This is a genomic window from Pantoea sp. B270 (assembly GCF_018726825.1).
Lineage (GTDB): Bacteria > Pseudomonadota > Gammaproteobacteria > Enterobacterales > Enterobacteriaceae > Pantoea > Pantoea dispersa.
This window is the reverse complement of sequence record NZ_JAHCSX010000001.1, coordinates 1,540,856-1,558,249: the sequence shown is the minus strand read 5'-3', so window position 1 is coordinate 1,558,249 and position 17,394 is coordinate 1,540,856. Positions and strand designations below refer to the sequence as shown.

Here is a 17,394-nt window from a genome sequence, read left to right as displayed (position 1 = left end):
ACAATATGGACGCCTTCTTTATACAGCAGCTGATTAACGGCCTGACGCTGGGCGCGGTCTACGGGCTGATCGCTATCGGCTACACCATGGTTTACGGCATTATCGGCATGATCAACTTCGCCCACGGCGAGGTGTACATGATCTCCGCCTATCTGTGTGCGATCGGGCTGGCGCTGCTCAGCTACTTTGGCATTCACTCCTTTCCACTGCTGATCTTTGGCACGCTGTTGTTCACCATCGTGGTCACCGCCGCTTACGGCTGGGCCATTGAGCGCATTGCCTATCGCCCGCTGCGCAATTCCACCCGGCTGGCACCGCTGATCTCTGCCATTGGCATGTCGCTGATCCTGCAAAACTATGTGCAGCTTAGTCAGGGACCGAATCAGCAGGGCATTCCCACCTTGCTCAGTGGCGTGCTGCGTATGGAGATCGACGGCGGCGTGGTGCAAATCACCTGGACCAAAGTGTTTATCCTGGTGGCGGCGCTGTGCGGGATGGCGCTGCTGACCTGGATTATCCAGTACACCAGACTGGGCCGTATCTGCCGTGCGGTCCAGCAGGATCGGCGCATGGCGTCGATTCTCGGTATCAATACCGACCGGGTGATTTCGCTGGTGTTTGTCATCGGCGCGGCGATGGCCGGGCTGGCCGGGGTACTGGTTACCATGAACTACGGCACGTTTGATTTCTACGCCGGCTTCATTATCGGCATCAAAGCCTTCACCGCGGCGGTGCTGGGGGGCATCGGTTCGCTGCCCGGTGCGATGCTGGGCGGTTTGCTGCTGGGCGTGGCCGAAGCGCAGTTCGCCGGGCTGGTGAACTCCGATTACAAAGATGTGTTCTCGTTTTCGCTGCTGGTGGTGATTTTAATCTTCCGTCCGCAGGGACTGCTGGGCCGGCCGCTGGTCGCCAAAGTGTGAGGAAGCCAGAATGAATGCAATGACGCAAACAAGCGGCATCCGTCAGGTGCTGCTCGACACGCTGCTGGCCGGTGCCGTCGCGCTGGTGGTGTTCGGTCCGGTAGTGGGCGTGGTGCTCAGCGGCTACAGTTTTACGCTGTCGCCGCGGCGCGTGGCGCTGCTGGTGGCGGTGGTGATGGCAGGACGTTTGCTGCTGGGGCTGTTTCTGCATACCGCCGTGGGGCGCCGTTTTCTGCGCAAGTTTGAGGGCAACGATGACGGCGTATACGTGCGTGAACCCGGTTACCGCTCGCGCCTGCGCTGGATAATACCGCTGCTGCTGGTTGTGGCTCTGGCGTTTCCGTTTCTCTCCAGCAAGTATCTGCTGACGGTGGCGATTCTCGGGCTAATCTACGTGCTGTTGGGACTCGGGCTTAATATCGTGGTCGGCCTCGCCGGGCTGCTCGATCTGGGCTACGTGGCATTTTACGCCATTGGTGCCTACGGGCTGGCGCTGGGCTATCAATATCTCGGGCTGGGTTTCTGGAGCATGATCCCCATCGCTGCGCTGCTGGCGGCATTGGCCGGTGCGCTGCTCGGCTTTCCTGTGCTGCGCATGCACGGTGACTATCTGGCTATCGTCACGCTCGGCTTCGGTGAAATTATCCGGCTGGTGCTGAACAACTGGCTGTCGTTCACCGGGGGCCCGAACGGCGTCTCGGTGCCGTCACCGACCTTTCTCGGCCTTGAATTCGCCCGCCGGGCAAAAGAGGGCGGCATACCGTACCACCAGTTTCTGCATCTCGATTACAACCCCAACATGAAATTCATCTTTATCTACGTAGTGCTGGTGCTGGTAGTGCTGCTGGTGCTGTTTATCAAGCACCGGCTGACGCGCATGCCGATTGGCCGGGCGTGGGAAGCGTTGCGTGAAGATGAAATCGCCTGTCGCGCCATGGGGCTGAATCACGTGCTGGTGAAGCTGTCGGCCTTTATGCTCGGCGCCTCAACCGCCGGTATTGCCGGGGTATTTTTCGCCAGTTATCAGGGGTTCGTTAATCCCACCTCGTTTACATTTTTTGAGTCCGCACTGATTCTGGCCATCGTGGTGCTGGGCGGAATGGGCTCGACGCTCGGCGTAGTGCTGGCCGCGTTTGTGCTGACGGTGGCGCCCGAGCTGCTGCGCAGTTTTGCCGAGTACCGCGTGCTGCTGTTTGGCATGTTGATGGTGCTGATGATGATCTGGCGTCCGCGCGGCCTGGTACGCACCGCGCGCGTCGGGGTGCCGCTGAGAAAAGGGGTACGCCATGAGTGATGCCATCCTGCAGGTGGATAACCTGATGATGCGCTTTGGCGGCATCAAAGCGCTGAATGATGTCAGCCTGCGCGTAGAGCGCGGCTCGGTCACCGCGCTGATTGGCCCCAACGGCGCGGGCAAAACCACGGTATTTAACTGTCTGACGGGATTTTATCGCGCCAGCGGCGGGCGCATTGTGCTCAATGCCCATCAGCGCAGCACCGATGTGATCCAGGTGCTGGGCCAGAAGATTCAGCCGGGTGACTGGCTGCGGCCGGCGCGGCTGGGCTCGCGTATCTGGTACAAGATGTTTGGCGGCGCACATCTGGTCAACCGCGCCGGTCTGGCGCGCACCTTTCAGAACATCCGCCTGTTTCGCGAGATGTCGGTGGTGGAGAACCTGCTGGTGGCGCAGCATATGCAGGTCAACCGTCAGCTGCTGGCCGGCATTCTCAATACCCGCGGTTATCGTGCGGCGGAAAGTCGCGCGCTCGATCGCGCTTTTTACTGGCTGGAGCGTGTTGATCTGGTCAGCAGTGCCAACCGGCTGGCCGGTACGCTCTCTTACGGCCAGCAGCGCCGGCTGGAGATTGCGCGCGCCATGTGCACCCGGCCGGAACTGATCTGCCTGGATGAGCCCGCAGCGGGGCTTAATCCGGTCGAAACCGAGGCGCTGAGCCAGATTCTGCATCAGCTGCGCGCCGATCACCGCATCAGCGTGCTGTTGATTGAACACGATATGCCGATGGTGATGCGCATTTCCGATCACATCGTCGTACTGGATCACGGTGACGTGATCGCCCAGGGCACGCCGCAGCAGATTCGACACGATGCGAAGGTGATCGCCGCTTATCTCGGCGTGGAAGAGGAGAGCGAGCATGGCTGAAGCAATGCTGGCGTTTGAACAGGTGGATGTGTTTTACGGCCCGGTGCAGGCGCTGAAGCAGGTGTCGCTGACCGTGGCGGAAGGGGAAACCGTGGCGCTGATTGGAGCCAACGGTGCGGGAAAATCCACGCTGCTGATGTCGATTTTTGGTCAGCCGCGCATTGCCAGCGGTGAAATTCGCCTGCGCGGAGAAGCCATCAGCCAGCGGTCGACCCATTTTATCGCCGCCAGCGGTATTGCCCAGGCGCCGGAAGGACGGCGCATCTTTCCGGATATGACGGTAGAAGAGAACCTGCTGATGGGCACCATCGCCATCGGCGAGCGCTACATGAAGCAGGATAAAGAACGCATGTACACGCTGTTTCCACGCCTGCTGGAGCGGCGGAAACAGCGGGCAATGACGCTCTCCGGCGGCGAGCAGCAAATGCTGGCGATCGCCCGCGCGCTGATGAGCCGGCCGCGTCTGCTGCTGCTGGATGAACCCAGCCTTGGACTGGCCCCGCTGGTGGTAAAGCAGATTTTCAGCATCCTGCGCGAGCTGACGCAGCAGGGCATGACCCTGTTTCTGGTGGAGCAGAACGCGCGCCACGCGCTGCAACTGGCGGATCGCGGTTATGTGATGGTCAATGGCGAAATTCGTCTGAGCGGCAGCGGCAGCGAACTGTTGCACAACGAAGAGGTGCGCAGCGCCTATCTGGGCGGCAGCGTCGGCGCGGGCGGGGAGTCAGCAAAAAGTTTGTAATAATGATTAAATGGTGACGGGAAACACTTTGCATAATCGTTAGCAGCCTATCATCATTATTACTCTACTTCTTAACCAAAGTGATTTGGTACTCCCTTGCAAAATCCTGGCGTAGCAGTAATGCGGGCGATCAGAAACACGGCGTGGTATCCCAAACGCCGTGCTTATCGCACGCTGTTGTGGCGTGAAATCACCCCACTGGCGGTGCCCATCTTTATTGAGAACCTGTGCGTGATGCTGATGGGGGTTCTCAGTACCTTTCTGGTGAGCTGGCTGGGCAAAGAGGCGATGGCGGGCGTGGGGCTGGCCGACAGCTTCAACATGGTGATCATCTCCTTTTTTGCCGCCATCGATCTCGGTACCACGGTGGTGGTGGCGTTCAGCCTGGCCAAACGCAACGGCAAGCGTGCGCGTGCGGCGACGCGGCAGTCGCTGGGCCTGATGACGGTGCTGGCGTTTGTGCTGGTCATTGCCATCGAGTTCTGGGGACATCTGATCGTGGATGTGATCGCCGGTAACGCCGAGCCGCAGGTCAAAGAACTGGCACTCAGCTATCTGCAAACCTCCGCGTGGAGCTATCCGGCGGCGGCGATTGCGCTGATAGGCAGCGGCGCGTTGCGCGGTGCCGGCAACACTAAAATTCCGATGCTGATTAACGGCGGCATGAATATCCTGAATATCATCATCAGTAGCGTGCTGATCTACGGTGCGCTCGGTTGGGAAGGGATGGGATTTGTCGGTGCCGGGCTGGGATTAACCATTTCACGCTATATCGGCGCGGCGGCGGCCATTTACGTGCTGTATCGCGGCATCAGCCCGGCGCTGAAAATTACGCTGGCCAGCTATTTCCGCCGCTGGGATCGCAACATCCTGATGGAAGTGTTGGGGATTGGCGTACCGGCCAGTATCGAATCAGTGCTGTTCAACGGCGGTAAACTGCTGACGCAGATTTTTGTCGCTGGCATGGGCACCAATGAGATCGCCGGTAACTTCATTGCCTTCTCCATCGCCACGCTGATCAACCTGCCGGGCAACGCGCTGGGTTCGGCGTCGACCATTATCACCGGCAGGCGGCTGGGGAAAAATCAGGTGATGCAGGCGGAGCGGCAGATCAAGCACGTATTCTGGCTGGCGATGATTGGGCTATGCACGCTGGCGTTTATCACCGTGCCGCTGGCGGGCACGCTGGCGCGATTCTATACCCGCGATCCGCAGGTGATTGAGGTAACCAAACACCTGATCTGGCTGAATGCCGCCTTTATGCCTATCTGGACCGCCTCCTGGGTGCTGCCGGCCGGGCTAAAAGGCGCGCGCGACGCACGGTACACCATGTATGTGTCGATGTTCAGTATGTGGGGCGCGCGCGTGGTGGCCGGTTATCTGCTCGGCATTGTGCTGGGCATGGGAGTGACTGGCGTCTGGCTCGGCATGTTCCTCGACTGGACGGTGCGCGGTATCAGTTTCTGGTGGCGTTTAACCAGCGGCAAATGGCTGAACAATTACCGCAAAATGCTCGCGAAGAGCAGTGGCCCACAGGGCTGAGGAATCCCCACAAGTAAAGACAGGCACAGGGTTTTATGATCGGATTATTGGGCCAGCAAAAACAGATCGCACCCTATGCCTGCCATACCCGGCCCCGCTTCGAGCCACACGGCTATTTTCGGACTGACCGCTGCCTTTCCGCTGGCAACCTAACTCAGCGCTTTCGTGAATTCGAACGTGATGCGACAACTGTGCGCCTTGCCACGCATACGCAGGCGGGCCGGGCAATACAGTACACAAAGCTTGCCTTCGTCGTGGCGGTTATACATCCAGCTGCGATGATTCAGCGCGATTATTGATGCCACACTTGAGCATATTGCGCCTCAGGGCAAGCGGGTCGTTGTGCTCGGTTCGCAAATGTTGTACCAGAGCAGGCTGTATCAGGATGCGCTTACGCAACAGCACGCCGAGATCGTTAATGTCGCTGCATCCACCCAACAGCTAGTGACACGCTGCATTAACGAGATAAAAGCCACAAAAAGCGTGTCTGAACTCTCAATGCGGCAGTTAGCGGACGCCGTAAATAGCTGGAAGCAACAGGGTGCTACGCACATTATTCTGGCTTGCACAGAGTTGAGTTTGCTAAAACACAGCGCGATCTGGCAGGAAATGACGTTAATTGATTCGAGCGAAGCTCTCGCGCGTGCCGCTTTGCGCGCCATATCATTTCGCCGCCTGCGTGATTAAGGCGGACGAATTATTTCCACGACGAAGGGCCGCTTATCTCATTAATTTCCCCGCCCCGGGGCTGTGAAAATCCTGCTTTGATTTTCCCCCGGGCGGGGTAAACATCAATTTGTATCACACTGTATCTCCCGCCACACAGCACACACGCCGTTGCATAACCCGCCAGTCTGTACATATCCGCTATACATCGCCGTGGTCTTCTGTACGCATCAACCGAATGCATGGAGATACCACGATGTTAACCCGACTGTTTATTTCAACGTTACTGATGGGCGCCTCTGCGACCTGCGCCTGGGCGGAGCGACTGAGCGCTGCTGACGTGCTCGGCCCGGCGGCCGTGGCGCCACTGGATCATCCCCAGCCGCCTGCGCGATTAATTGTGGATGCGCCGCTGGCCGGACCGCTGCGCAAGGGCGCGGTGTTTATCCAGTACCGGGCAGAAAATCTGCGCATCGAGCCCGTGTTTGGCCAGGAAGCGCTGAAAATCACGCCGCGCATCGGCCACATTCACGTCATCGTGGATGACAACCCGTGGCACTGGGCGGACACCAGCGGTGAGCCGGTGATTCTGGTCGGTCTGCCTGTCGGGCCGCACAAGGTCACCATCATTCTTGCCGATCCTACGCATAAACCAATCGACAGCAAAACCATCACCTTTAACGTGCCCGTACAGATTGCACCGCACTGATTACCCGGAGATAAATTATGAAAACACTGTTACGTCAGACTCTGTTGGCAACGCTGGTTCTCACGGCGGCAGGCACCGCGTTTGCCGCCACCCCGGCCTCACACGATTACGCCGCTGACTTCAGCCACGTTCAGCAGATCAATGCGGGCGTACTGAACACAGGCTATGTGGACATCGGTCCGCGTGATGGTCAGGCGGTGATCCTGCTGCACGGCTGGCCGTACGATATCCAGAGCTATGCTCAGGTGGCACCGGCGCTGGCGGCAAAAGGGTATCGGGTGATCGTGCCGTATCTGCGCGGCTTCGGCAGCACGCGCTTCCTGTCGGATAAAACGCCGCGTAACGGTCAGCCTTCGGCAATGGCAGCGGACGTCGTGGCGCTGATGGATGCGCTCAATATCAAACAGGCCGTGCTGGGCGGCTTTGACTGGGGCGCACGCACCGCGGACATCGTCGCGGCGCTATGGCCAGAACGGGTAAAATCGCTGGTGTCGGTCAGCGGCTATCTGATCAGTAGCCAGCAGCTGGGTAAAAAACCGCTGCCGCCACAGGCCGAACAGCAGTGGTGGTATCAGTTCTATTTCGCCACTGAGCGCGGTCAGCAGGGGTATGCCGCCCATACACACGACTTTGCGAAACTGATCTGGCAGCAGGCATCGCCCGGCTGGAAATTCAGCGATGCCACCTTTAACCAGAGCGCCAAAGCGCTGGATAATGCGGATCAGGTGGCGATCACTATCAGCAACTACCGCTGGCGCCTGGGCCTGGAAAAAGGCGAGCAAAAATATGCCGCTTATGAGAAAACATTAGCCACGTTACCGACAATTCGCGTCCCCACCATCACCATCGAAGGGGATAATAACGGGGCGCCGCACCCGGCACCGGAGACGTACCGCACCAGGTTCAGCGCCAGGTACCAGCATCGCACCTTCACGGGCAATATCGGACACAATCCGCCAGCGGAAGCACCGCAGGCGTTTGTGCAAGCCGTTGAGGATGCGGCCGCACTGTAGCGGAGTAATTCACGACCCTGACCGGCCATCGCGTGCCGGTCTTTTTTGCATAAGCGGCTGACAGGAGGCTGTTTTGGAGCACGTTGATCACATTCTGGTGGTGGATGATGACCGGGATATCCGCGAACTGATAACCGACTATCTGATTAAGTCCGGTTACCGCGCCACTGGTGCGGCCAATGGCCGCGAGATGCGCGCCGTGCTGAGCAGCAGCCTGGTGGATCTGGTGGTGCTGGATATCATGATGCCGGGTGATGATGGCCTGACGCTGTGCCGTCAGCTGCGCAGCGATCCCCGGCAGAACCTGCCGGTACTGATGCTTACTGCCCGCAGCGAAGAGACCGATCGCATTCTCGGGCTGGAGATGGGGGCGGATGATTACCTGATCAAACCCTTTGTCGCGCGTGAGCTGCTGGCGCGCATCAAAGCGATCCTGCGCCGTACCCGGGCGCTGCCGCCAAATTTACATATTACCGGGGCCGGCCGCATCATTGCCTTTGGCGAGTGGCAGCTGGATACCTCCGCGCGCCACCTGCTGGATAGCGACGGCGTGATTGTGGCGCTGAGTGGCGCAGAGTACCGCCTGCTGCGCGTGTTTCTCGACCATCCGCAGCGCGTGCTGAATCGCGATCAGCTGCTCAACCTGACGCAGGGCCGCGACGCAGAGCTGTTTGAACGCTCGATCGATCTGCTGGTTAGCCGGCTGCGCCAGCGGTTACGCGAAGATGCCCGTGAACCGGCCTACATCAAAACGGTCCGCAGCGAAGGTTACGTACTGGCGAGCACGGTGGTGATCAAAGAGGCGCATCAATGAGGCTATGGCCGCGATCGCTGCTGTCACGCCTGCTGATTATCGTGTTGGGCGGGCTGCTGCTGGCAAATACTCTCACGCTGGCAAGCCTGCTGATTGAGCGCATGAGCAGCGCTAAAAGCGTGATGCTGGGCAACCTGGAGTACGATGTGGCGACCAGCGTGGCAATCCTCGATCGTCTGCCGGCGGACGAGCGTCCGGGCTGGCTGGCGAAGCTGGCGCGCGGCAACTATCGCTACAGTCTGTCGCCGGGCGAAGCGGGGCCGTATCCCTCCAGCTGGCGCACGCGCGACGCGGTACGCTCACTGCAGGAGACGCTTGGCGGGCGCTATCAGATGAGCATTCATGCGATTCCGGGGCCGCGGGAGCATATTCAGGTGCATCTGACGCTGCATGACGGCGCGCCGCTCACGCTCAATCTCTGGCCGCGCATGCCGGCGATTGCGCGCTGGCTGCCGCTGGTACTAATGGGTCAGCTGCTGCTGTTGCTGTGCTGCGCATGGCTGGCGGTGCGGCAGGTAGTGCGGCCGTTTGTGCGCTTTACCCAGGCGGTGGATGCGCTCAAACCGGCCGCCAGCCACGCACAGCTGATGGCAGAGAATGGCCCGGATGAAGTGCAGCAGGCGGCGCGTGCGTTTAACGCTATGCAGCTGCGGATTCAGGATCACCTCAAAGCGCGTGCGCAAATCCTCGCGGCCATCTCCCACGATCTGCAAACCCCGATCACGCGCATGAAGCTGCGAGTGGAGATGGCGGAGCAGCCTGAGCTGCGCGACAAACTACTGAGCGATCTCGATAACATGAGCCGCCTGGTGCGCGAGGGCATCGCCTATGCACGCTCATCGGAAGTGCTGGAGGAGAAGCGCCAGAGCGTCAGCCTCAACGCGCTGCTGGATAGCGTAGTCTGTGACTATCAGGATGTCGGTAAAGCGGTGAACTTTGTGCCGTGCACCGGCCATGACACCTTCGCCGTGCGGCCGCAGGCACTCCGGCGCATCATGACCAACCTGATCGACAATGCGCTTAAGTTTGGCGGCGAAGCGGAGGTTGAACTCTGTTCACCCCAGGGTGACAGCGTAGAGATTCGGGTGCGTGATAACGGGCCCGGCATTCCGGAGGAAGCGTTACAGGCGGTGCTGGAGCCCTTCTACCGCGTGGAGAGTTCACGCAATCGCCACACCGGCGGGACCGGGCTCGGCCTGGCGATCGCCACCCAGCTGGTGAGCCAGATGGCGGGTAGCCTGCAGTTGCGTAACCGGGCAGCTGGAGGGCTGGAAGCGTGCATCATCCTGCAGCAGCAGGATGTGTAACCTGATGTATCTGCCTGCCCGCTACACACATAACCCGACAAAACGGCGTTTCCCCGACACAGCATGAACACATGCGGTGGATGTAATAGACGTACTGCCGGACGCGCAGACGTTTATCCACCGTATGAGGTTCCTTATGACACTGCTTATCGCTTTTCTCGCCGGGATGCTGACGCTGCTCAGCCCCTGTACCTTACCGATTATTCCTTTTGTATTTGCCAGCGTCCGCGGCCGACGCGGACAGCTGCTGGCGCTGCTGAGCGGCATGGTCCTGATGTTCACGCTGGTGGCGCTGCTGGTATCGCTTACCAGCCACTGGGTCAGTCAGGTCACCAGCATTGGTCGCGACCTGGCGCTGCTGTTCCTGGCGATAGCCGCACTGACGTTAATCTCCACGCGTATCGCCCAACGCGTCACCCGGCCGTTTGTCGCGCTGGGTAATCGCCTCAACGATGCCAGCCAGCGACGTAGCGAGGTGCTCGCCGCGCTGCTGGCGGGCCTGGCAACCGGTCTGCTGTGGTCGCCCTGTGCCGGACCGGTGCTGGGTGCGATCCTCAGCCTGGCCGTCGTGGGCGATCATCCCCTGTCGGTTGGCGTGTTGCTGCTGGCGTATGGCAGCGGTGCCGCGCTGATGCTGGCGCTGCTCTATTTCGCCGGACGATCGCTGGTGGCGCGACTGCGCCCGGGGCTGGCGATGAGTGCGCGGCTGCGTCAGGCGGCGGGCGTGCTGATGCTTGCCTCGGTGGGCGTGATTGTTACCGGCTCACAGAGCCAGCTGCAGGCAGCGCCCGCTTTTGCCCTGAAGCTGGAGCAGCAGCTGAGCCAGTGGCTGACCACGCCGGCACCCAAAGTGCGCCTGGAGCCGGTTAGCCTGCCGCAAACCAGCAGCGCCTTGCCGTCGCTGGAGGGGGGCACGGCGTGGCTGAACGGGGCGCCGGTGACGCCTGCCACGTTAAAGGGCAAAGTGGTACTGGTCGATTTCTGGACCTGGGATTGTATTAACTGCCAGCATACGCTGCCATACGTGCGCGACTGGGCCAGTAAGTACCAACGTGACGGGCTGGTCGTTGTGGGTGTGCACACGCCGGAGTACCCGTGGGAGCGCGATGAAAAGGCGCTGAAGCGCGCGATTACGCGCTGGCAGCTGCCCTACACCGTAGTGGCGGATAACAATTACAGCATCTGGAACCGTTTTGGTAATCAGTACTGGCCCGCGCACTACATCTTCGATGCACACGGCCAGCTGCGCTACACCGCGTTTGGTGAAGGCAACTATGAAGAGCAGGAGAGGGTGATTCAGCAGTTGCTGAAAGAGGCGCGTGCATGACAGGTCTGGCGGCCCGCCCGGGCCGCCAATGCTTCTCATTTAGGTTGTGGTTCGCGGGGGATGACTTTGGAAGCCGGGGGTGACACAGGGACTATCAGGCAAACAGCGTGCGGCATTGCCAGCCCGTAAGGTCACTCTTCAGGGTGACCGTCATGGCGCAGCCACCTTTACCACCCCGATATGCAAAATGCAGTAATCCAACGCATAACTTGTCGTTTGGTTCCACGTCCAGGCTGGGGTTTACTGTCAGCGTTAACCTTTTTTGGAGAAGCTGACAATGAAGAAGATCCTGCAGCAGTGGCTGGCGCGTCTGGCAGCCAGCAAAGCCGCCACCCCTGACGGGCGCGAATTCGACCCCGGTGAGCATATCGATCTGCTGATCCCGATCAGCCAGCTGTACGGCGTGGAGTTTCATCCTTCCGTGTATCGCTACTATGAACGATAACCGCCGCCACCAGCGCATGCGCTATTGCTACTGGAATGAACTGTGCACGCCAGACTAAAAACCCGCTCACGCCGAGCGGGTTTTTTTATGCTGTTTGCCCGCCTGATGAAAAAATTGCCGTAACCTCCCGCCGGTTTGTTCAATTGTATTGATTTCGTAATTTTAACGTAAAGAAAAGTATTCCCAAGCGGCAGCGTGCGTGTAAGAATATAAAGGTAAATGATAACCATTTGCGTTATCATTTAGGTGTTGTCTGGGAAAACCGTGTTGATTCAGTGCTATGCCTGAATGGCAGGTACGGTTAAGACAATGAGTGCGTTAATAACGATAAGAAACTCACCTTTTAACATGGATAAAAATCGCCAGCTGCCGTTTGGTAGCTTCAATTCGCTGACCCTGTTCACCGGGCTTTGTATTGGTATTTCGCCGGCTGCGGCGCTGGGTGCCGATAACTCCGGCAAAAAATCTGATGATACATTAGTGGTTGAAGCGCGCACGCCTTCGCTGTACGCGCCAAATGCCTCGGCCGATCCCAAATTTACCCGTCCGCTGGTGGATACCACCCGCACCATGACGGTGATTCCGGATCAGGTTATTAAAGATCAGGGCGTCACCAATCTGACCGACGCGCTGAAAAACGTGCCGGGCGTCGGGGCGTTTTATGCCGGGGAAAACGGCAGCTCAACCACCGGCGATGCGGTGTACATGCGCGGTGTCGATACCTCTAACAGCATTTACGTGGATGGCATTCGCGACATCGCCAGCGTCACGCGTGACACCTTCAACACGCAGCAGGTGGAAGTGATGAAGGGGCCTTCCGGCACCGACTATGGTCGCAGCGCACCATCCGGCTCGATCAATATGATCAGCAAACAACCGCGGCTGGACACCGGGCTTGACGCGTCAGTCAGCGCCGGCAGCGCGTGGATGCGCCGCGGCACGCTCGATTACAACCAGGCAATCAACGACAATGCGGCGTTCCGCCTTAACCTGATGGGTGAGAAAACCCATGATGCGGCGCGTGACAACATCCAGAACGAGCGTTATGGCGTCGCGCCTTCGCTGGCGCTGGGACTGGACACCGCAACGCGGCTGTACGTCAACTATTTGCACGTCCACCAGAACAACACACCGGACGGCGGTATTCCGACCGTTGGTCTGCCAGGCTATTCGGCACCGTCTGCCGCGTATGCTGCGCTGAACAATTCCGGCAAGGTCGCCACCAGCAACTACTACGGCACCGATTCTGATTTCGATAAATCGACCACCGACAGTGCCACGCTGCGCTTTGAACACGATTTGAGCGATAACACCACGTTGCGCAACACCACGCGCTGGTCGCGGGTGAAGCAGGAGTATCTGCTGACGGCGGTGATGGGCGGAGCCAGTAACATTACTGCGCCCAACCCGAACGATGTTGGCAGCTGGCGCTGGTCGCGCCTGGCAAACACCAAAGATATCAGCAACCGTATTCTCACCAACCAGACCAATATCACCTCGAAATTTGCCACTGGTTCCGTCGGGCATGATGTGAGTGCGGGCGTAGAGTTCACACGTGAAAACCAGACCACCTATGGCGTCAACGCGCTGACCCCACCTGCGGTGAATATCTACCATCCCATCAGCAGCATTTCGATTGGCGGTCTGGACCGCAACGGTGCGAACGCTAACGGGCAGACTGACACGTTTGGCATCTATGCATTTGATACGCTGGCGATTACCTCTGACTTTGAGCTGAACGGCGGCATTCGTCTCGACAACTACCATACCGAGTACGACAGCGCGACGGCCTGTGGCGGCACCGGACGCGGCGCGCTGGCTTGTCCGGCGGGCGTGGCGCGTAATACGCCGGTGACCACGGTGGACACGGCGAAATCCGGCAATCTGGTGAACTGGAAAGCGGGGGCGCTCTATCGTCTGACCGAACAGGGCAACCTGTATGTGAACTACGCCATTTCCCAGCAGCCGCCGGGTGGCAGCAGCTTCGCGCTGGCGGCGGGTGGCAGCGGCAACAGCGCCAACCGTACCGATTTTAAACCGCAGAAGGCCAAATCCAGCGAAGTGGGCACCAAGTGGCAGGTGCTGGACAAGCGGCTGCTGCTGAACGCCGCGCTGTTCCGCACCGACATCGAAAATGAGGTCGATGCCAATGATGACGGCACTTACTCGCAAACCGGCAAGAAGCGCGTGGAAGGCTATGAACTCTCAGCAACCGGCAACATAACGCCGGACTGGGAAATCATTGCCGGTTACACCATGCAGCACGCGTCGGTGCGTGAAGGTGCCAGCGTGGCGCAGGATGGCTCATCTGCGCTGGCCTATACGCCGAAGCACGCCTTTACGCTGTGGACCAACTATCAGGCCACTGATGCGTTGTCGGTGGGCGCGGGCGCACGTTACGTTGGCAGCCTGCGTCGCGGCAGCGATGGGGCCGTGGGCACGCCGGATCACACCGAAGGCTACTGGGTGGCTGACGCGAAGCTTGGGTATAAGGTCAACAATAACCTCGACCTGCAGCTCAACGTGTATAACCTGTTTGATACCAACTATGTGGCATCGATCAACAAGAGTGGCTACCGCTATCATCCGGGCGAGCCGCGTACCTTCCTGTTGACGGCTAACGTGCATTTCTGATGGTCAACCGTGGGGCGTTCGCGCTCCACGCTTAATGGCGAGAACTCCGCGATGATGTATCACATTCCTGCCGTGCTTAACGCTGAACAGCTGGCGCACTTTACCGCACAGCTGCAGCAGGCTGACTGGGTTGACGGACGGGCGACGGTCGGCAGCCAGGGCGCGACCGTAAAAAATAACCAGCAGATTGACACCGGCACGCCACTCTATGATCGGCTGCAGGCTACAGTGCTTCAGGCACTGAATAGCCATCCGCTATTCTTTGCCGCCGCGCTGCCGCGCACGCTTTCTGCGCCGCTGTTTAACCGTTATCAGCAGGGGGAAACCTACGGTTTTCATGTTGATGGTGCGGTACGCCACAATGGCGCGGCCGGCTGGATGCGTACCGATCTCTCCGCCACACTGTTTCTGTGTGAACCCGACAGTTACGAGGGCGGGGAACTGGTGATCGAGGATACTTACGGTCAGCACCGCGTAAAACTGCCGGCCGGCGACCTGGTGCTTTATCCCTCCAGCAGCCTGCACTGCGTCACGCCGGTCACGCGCGGCGCGCGGGTCGCCTCGTTTTTATGGATTCAGTCGATGGTGCGCGATGATAAGCAGCGCGCGATGCTGTTTGAACTGGACCGCAACATTCAGAGCCTGAAAGCGCGCCACGGTGACAGCGAAGAACTGCTGTCGCTGCTGAATATGTACCACAACCTGCTGCGCGGCTGGACGGAAGTTTAGCCGTCACGCAATAACAAAAAGCCCGCTCAGGTTTCCCTGAGCGGGCTTCTTTAAATCTGGCTCCTCTGACTGGGATCGCCTTTGCCAGTAACTGGCTAATAAATAAGCTAAACCTGAAAACTCTCCCTGTCAAGACCACCAGAATGACCACCAATCAAAACTGATTAAATAAAACTGATTAGAGCGGTCTCGTGCATTTGGTGATCGCTACTATTGTCACATCTATAAGGGCTGTCTGTTCTGTGCCAGAAACGGACACCCAATATGCCGTATTGTAATATTTGAATGACGTGATACACAATATTATTTTCAGGTTGTTAAAAATAATTCAATGGAGTTAAACTTTTTCTTCAGTCCATATATTTGGATAGTGACTCTTTATTTTTTCAATACGTATTGCTCCAGATAATTTGGAACAAGCATCAATGATCGCATTAAGCAAAGCCTCAAGTTTGGAGGTGTCATATTTACTTTCGATAAGCTTAGCTTCTGATGTATCAAGATATCTTTTTGCGTAATACTCTTTAAATTCAAGTGCGCCTTGATACATCCCGGTCTCTTTTTTATAGTTAGTCCATCTAACAGTGTATGAGTCATATTCACTATATGTTAAATCCAAGTAACACTCTATAGCGGCAGCAGTTCCATTAATATTGGATAAGGTTAGGCCGTCTGGGCCACAAGTAGGGAAACTTTCAAACTCCTTAAGATTCGGAAGACATATGCAACTCATATTATGAGGAAGCTTCATCTTTATGATTTTCTTGAAAGCTTCAACCCCTTCACTATCATTGTCGAGTACAAAAATGATTTGGTTCTGTACATCAATTTTTACTAATCCCTCAGCAAACTTTGATAATCCCCCAGTGCCGGGGAATGGATGGCCAGATGTTACATCGATGAAACGAAAAAATTCACAAACGCTAGGCTTAATTAGCTTAAATGCCTTTTGTAATATATGTGAGTCCGAGGAACCTTCAGTTGCTATGAGAAAAGAATTTTCACGGTTAATTTCAGTTTTTATTTGGTTAATGTGAACCCATCCGTTAGCGACTATTTCCCCATAGTCCCACTCGACATACTCACTAAGATTATGTTTGTTTTCACTTAAAAGTTTGATCATAGAGTATGGATGAAGTATGTTTATGACACTGAAAAACGCTGTTTTTTCTGACCAGTAAAAGTTGTTATAAGGATCATAGAGAGGAATTCTTTTTAAAATGTCGTTAGGGAATAACTTCAAAATGAAATTATCATTCTCTGTTTTTTTTGAATTATCAAAGTCGATATCTTTATCGTTTAACTCCCCCAGATCATAGCTCTTAAGTAAGCCCAGAAACTCATCAAAACTAAAAAGATTTTCTAAAGGTTCCCAATTATCGGGATAGGCTTCAATCATTTCGTTTCTTTGATAAACCTCATGCTTTACAAGATTTTCATATTCCGCACGAATAGCAGTAAGAGAAAAACCAAGTAACTCAACCCGTTCAGCTACTGCTGCAAGAGGCTTCCTGAGTACGGTCCACTGAAGGCGTCTTTCTTCATCAATTTCATCGGTTTCTTCGAGATCATAGCGTTCGTGCTGAGGTATCATTATGTGGTCGGTTGACTGGAACAATGCACCATGATCAACACCTAAGCTATTTTTACTCCAATCTAGCGTTGCACCTGAAACCTTAAGTGAAATTTCCGTGCCCATAATTCCTCTTTTAAACTGTTGGCAATCACTTAATTAAACCATCAGGAATATCATCTGTCATCAACTATGCTATGAAATTACAAGCGGTATAATGTCTTCAAAATTCAAAGTGAATATCAATCATTATAAATTAATCCAAGGGCAGAACCAAGCGATCGGCTCGTTGCAGATTATCGCGCTGTAAGTTACGTATTGCACCATCGGAGGTGAGAACAATTATGAGCTTCCACTTTTTGCTCATAGCGGATCTGACAGCCAACAGGACTGGCCGCTTTGTGCCCGCAGTAGGCGTTGCTAACGGCGTAATGTGTCACTCAACGCGGAGCAGTCAAACTAATTAATAGACTTTGTCTTTTCCCTAAATTTGTTTGGTAAACACAGTCAATCAGTGGGTAGCATCATCTACATATTTTTAGACGGACTTTTGGCTTTCAGATGTTGACACGAGGGGCTTACTTGAGCACTTTGAGTCATTCTTCCATCTCGGCCAGGTCCCGCACAACGCATCGTAGCGTCAGATTAAAGCGAGGCGGAAATTCACTTCCGCACCCATCTCGTAGATAGTCGTTTTGGCTACAAGGCCAATCTCAATCTGCCTCAGCTCTTGGCGACGGATTGTGTTAAGAAATAGCAGAACGCCGTTTTTGATTAATTGAGACAGGTCGTTAAGGACACTCGATCCGGA

General features: G+C 56.7%; 16 protein-coding genes. 15 read left to right on the top strand and 1 reads right to left on the bottom strand.

Translation table 11 applies throughout. From position 1 onward, the window contains the following. The first annotated feature begins 5 nt into the window (after nucleotides 1–5). From KOL70_RS07580 to ybiX, 15 genes are all read left to right on the top strand, one after another. Nucleotides 6–920, top strand: a complete 915-nt coding sequence (locus tag KOL70_RS07580; RefSeq protein WP_152390704.1) for a branched-chain amino acid ABC transporter permease LivH — start codon at nucleotides 6–8, stop codon at nucleotides 918–920. A gap of 10 nt (nucleotides 921–930) precedes the next feature. Beyond that, on the top strand, nucleotides 931–2,214 hold the full coding sequence (gene livM / locus KOL70_RS07575) for a high-affinity branched-chain amino acid ABC transporter permease LivM (protein ID WP_021509823.1): 1,284 nt from the start codon (nucleotides 931–933) through the stop codon (nucleotides 2,212–2,214). Then, entirely contained in the window at nucleotides 2,207–3,082 is an 876-nt protein-coding gene (locus tag KOL70_RS07570) for an ABC transporter ATP-binding protein (RefSeq protein WP_215480463.1), read from the top strand. Before livM ends, KOL70_RS07570 begins: the two co-directional genes overlap by 8 nt. Beyond that, nucleotides 3,075–3,824, top strand: a complete 750-nt coding sequence (locus tag KOL70_RS07565) for an ABC transporter ATP-binding protein (protein ID WP_058771132.1) — start codon at nucleotides 3,075–3,077, stop codon at nucleotides 3,822–3,824. The genes KOL70_RS07570 and KOL70_RS07565 overlap by 8 nt, the downstream gene beginning before the upstream one ends. A gap of 120 nt (nucleotides 3,825–3,944) precedes the next feature. Continuing rightward, nucleotides 3,945–5,366 (top strand): EmmdR/YeeO family multidrug/toxin efflux MATE transporter, encoded by a 1,422-nt coding sequence (locus KOL70_RS07560; protein WP_215480462.1) that lies wholly within the window; start codon nucleotides 3,945–3,947, stop codon nucleotides 5,364–5,366. 35 nt (nucleotides 5,367–5,401) lie between these two features. Then, nucleotides 5,402–5,665, top strand: coding sequence for a hypothetical protein (locus tag KOL70_RS07555; RefSeq protein ID WP_215480461.1), 264 nt, complete (start codon nucleotides 5,402–5,404; stop codon nucleotides 5,663–5,665). Between the two features lie 43 nt (nucleotides 5,666–5,708). Further along, on the top strand, nucleotides 5,709–6,053 hold the full coding sequence (locus KOL70_RS07550; protein WP_371824653.1) for an aspartate/glutamate racemase family protein: 345 nt from the start codon (nucleotides 5,709–5,711) through the stop codon (nucleotides 6,051–6,053). Between the two features lie 235 nt (nucleotides 6,054–6,288). After that, nucleotides 6,289–6,741, top strand: coding sequence for a DUF6130 family protein (locus tag KOL70_RS07545; RefSeq protein WP_159377232.1), 453 nt, complete (start codon nucleotides 6,289–6,291; stop codon nucleotides 6,739–6,741). A 17-nt stretch (nucleotides 6,742–6,758) separates the two neighbouring features. Beyond that, nucleotides 6,759–7,754 carry an alpha/beta fold hydrolase gene (locus KOL70_RS07540; RefSeq protein WP_215480460.1) on the top strand — a complete coding sequence of 332 codons (996 nt, stop codon included), beginning with the start codon at nucleotides 6,759–6,761 and terminating at the stop codon, nucleotides 7,752–7,754. Nucleotides 7,755–7,827: 73 nt separating this feature from the next. After that, entirely contained in the window at nucleotides 7,828–8,568 is a 741-nt protein-coding gene (locus KOL70_RS07535; protein ID WP_021509836.1) for a response regulator, read from the top strand. After that, nucleotides 8,565–9,875, top strand: a complete 1,311-nt coding sequence (locus tag KOL70_RS07530) for a HAMP domain-containing sensor histidine kinase (RefSeq protein ID WP_215480459.1) — start codon at nucleotides 8,565–8,567, stop codon at nucleotides 9,873–9,875. Before KOL70_RS07535 ends, KOL70_RS07530 begins: the two co-directional genes overlap by 4 nt. Before the next feature lie 136 nt (nucleotides 9,876–10,011). Further along, a complete protein-coding gene (locus tag KOL70_RS07525) occupies nucleotides 10,012–11,202 on the top strand; it encodes a cytochrome c biogenesis protein/redoxin (protein ID WP_215480458.1) in 1,191 nt (396 codons plus the stop codon). 277 nt (nucleotides 11,203–11,479) lie between these two features. Next, on the top strand, nucleotides 11,480–11,647 hold the full coding sequence (locus KOL70_RS07520) for a hypothetical protein (RefSeq protein WP_021313248.1): 168 nt from the start codon (nucleotides 11,480–11,482) through the stop codon (nucleotides 11,645–11,647). A gap of 348 nt (nucleotides 11,648–11,995) precedes the next feature. Further along, nucleotides 11,996–14,281, top strand: a complete 2,286-nt coding sequence (locus tag KOL70_RS07515) for a catecholate siderophore receptor Fiu (RefSeq protein ID WP_305798602.1) — start codon at nucleotides 11,996–11,998, stop codon at nucleotides 14,279–14,281. 51 nt (nucleotides 14,282–14,332) lie between these two features. Further along, nucleotides 14,333–15,010, top strand: a complete 678-nt coding sequence (gene ybiX / locus KOL70_RS07510) for a PKHD-type hydroxylase YbiX (protein ID WP_058757376.1) — start codon at nucleotides 14,333–14,335, stop codon at nucleotides 15,008–15,010. 337 nt (nucleotides 15,011–15,347) lie between these two features. Here ybiX and KOL70_RS07505 read toward each other — a convergent pair whose 3' ends face one another. Continuing rightward, entirely contained in the window at nucleotides 15,348–16,709 is a 1,362-nt protein-coding gene (locus tag KOL70_RS07505) for a HEPN/Toprim-associated domain-containing protein (RefSeq protein WP_075324469.1), read from the bottom strand. Between the last annotated feature and the right edge of the window lie 685 nt (nucleotides 16,710–17,394).

Bases quoted from the DNA above. Each gene is read 5' to 3' on its own strand.
- KOL70_RS07580 (WP_152390704.1), top strand. From the start codon at position 6: ATGGACGCCTTCTTTATACAGCAGCTGATTAACGGCCTGACGCTGGGC.
- livM (WP_021509823.1), top strand. From the start codon at position 931: ATGAATGCAATGACGCAAACAAGCGGCATCCGTCAGGTGCTGCTCGAC.
- KOL70_RS07570 (WP_215480463.1), top strand. From the start codon at position 2,207: ATGAGTGATGCCATCCTGCAGGTGGATAACCTGATGATGCGCTTTGGC.
- KOL70_RS07565 (WP_058771132.1), top strand. From the start codon at position 3,075: ATGGCTGAAGCAATGCTGGCGTTTGAACAGGTGGATGTGTTTTACGGC.
- KOL70_RS07560 (WP_215480462.1), top strand. From the start codon at position 3,945: ATGCGGGCGATCAGAAACACGGCGTGGTATCCCAAACGCCGTGCTTAT.
- KOL70_RS07555 (WP_215480461.1), top strand. From the start codon at position 5,402: ATGATCGGATTATTGGGCCAGCAAAAACAGATCGCACCCTATGCCTGC.
- KOL70_RS07545 (WP_159377232.1), top strand. From the start codon at position 6,289: ATGTTAACCCGACTGTTTATTTCAACGTTACTGATGGGCGCCTCTGCG.
- KOL70_RS07540 (WP_215480460.1), top strand. From the start codon at position 6,759: ATGAAAACACTGTTACGTCAGACTCTGTTGGCAACGCTGGTTCTCACG.
- KOL70_RS07530 (WP_215480459.1), top strand. From the start codon at position 8,565: ATGAGGCTATGGCCGCGATCGCTGCTGTCACGCCTGCTGATTATCGTG.
- KOL70_RS07525 (WP_215480458.1), top strand. From the start codon at position 10,012: ATGACACTGCTTATCGCTTTTCTCGCCGGGATGCTGACGCTGCTCAGC.
- KOL70_RS07520 (WP_021313248.1), top strand. From the start codon at position 11,480: ATGAAGAAGATCCTGCAGCAGTGGCTGGCGCGTCTGGCAGCCAGCAAA.
- KOL70_RS07515 (WP_305798602.1), top strand. From the start codon at position 11,996: ATGGATAAAAATCGCCAGCTGCCGTTTGGTAGCTTCAATTCGCTGACC.
- ybiX (WP_058757376.1), top strand. From the start codon at position 14,333: ATGATGTATCACATTCCTGCCGTGCTTAACGCTGAACAGCTGGCGCAC.
- KOL70_RS07505 (WP_075324469.1), bottom strand. From the start codon at position 16,709: ATGGGCACGGAAATTTCACTTAAGGTTTCAGGTGCAACGCTAGATTGG.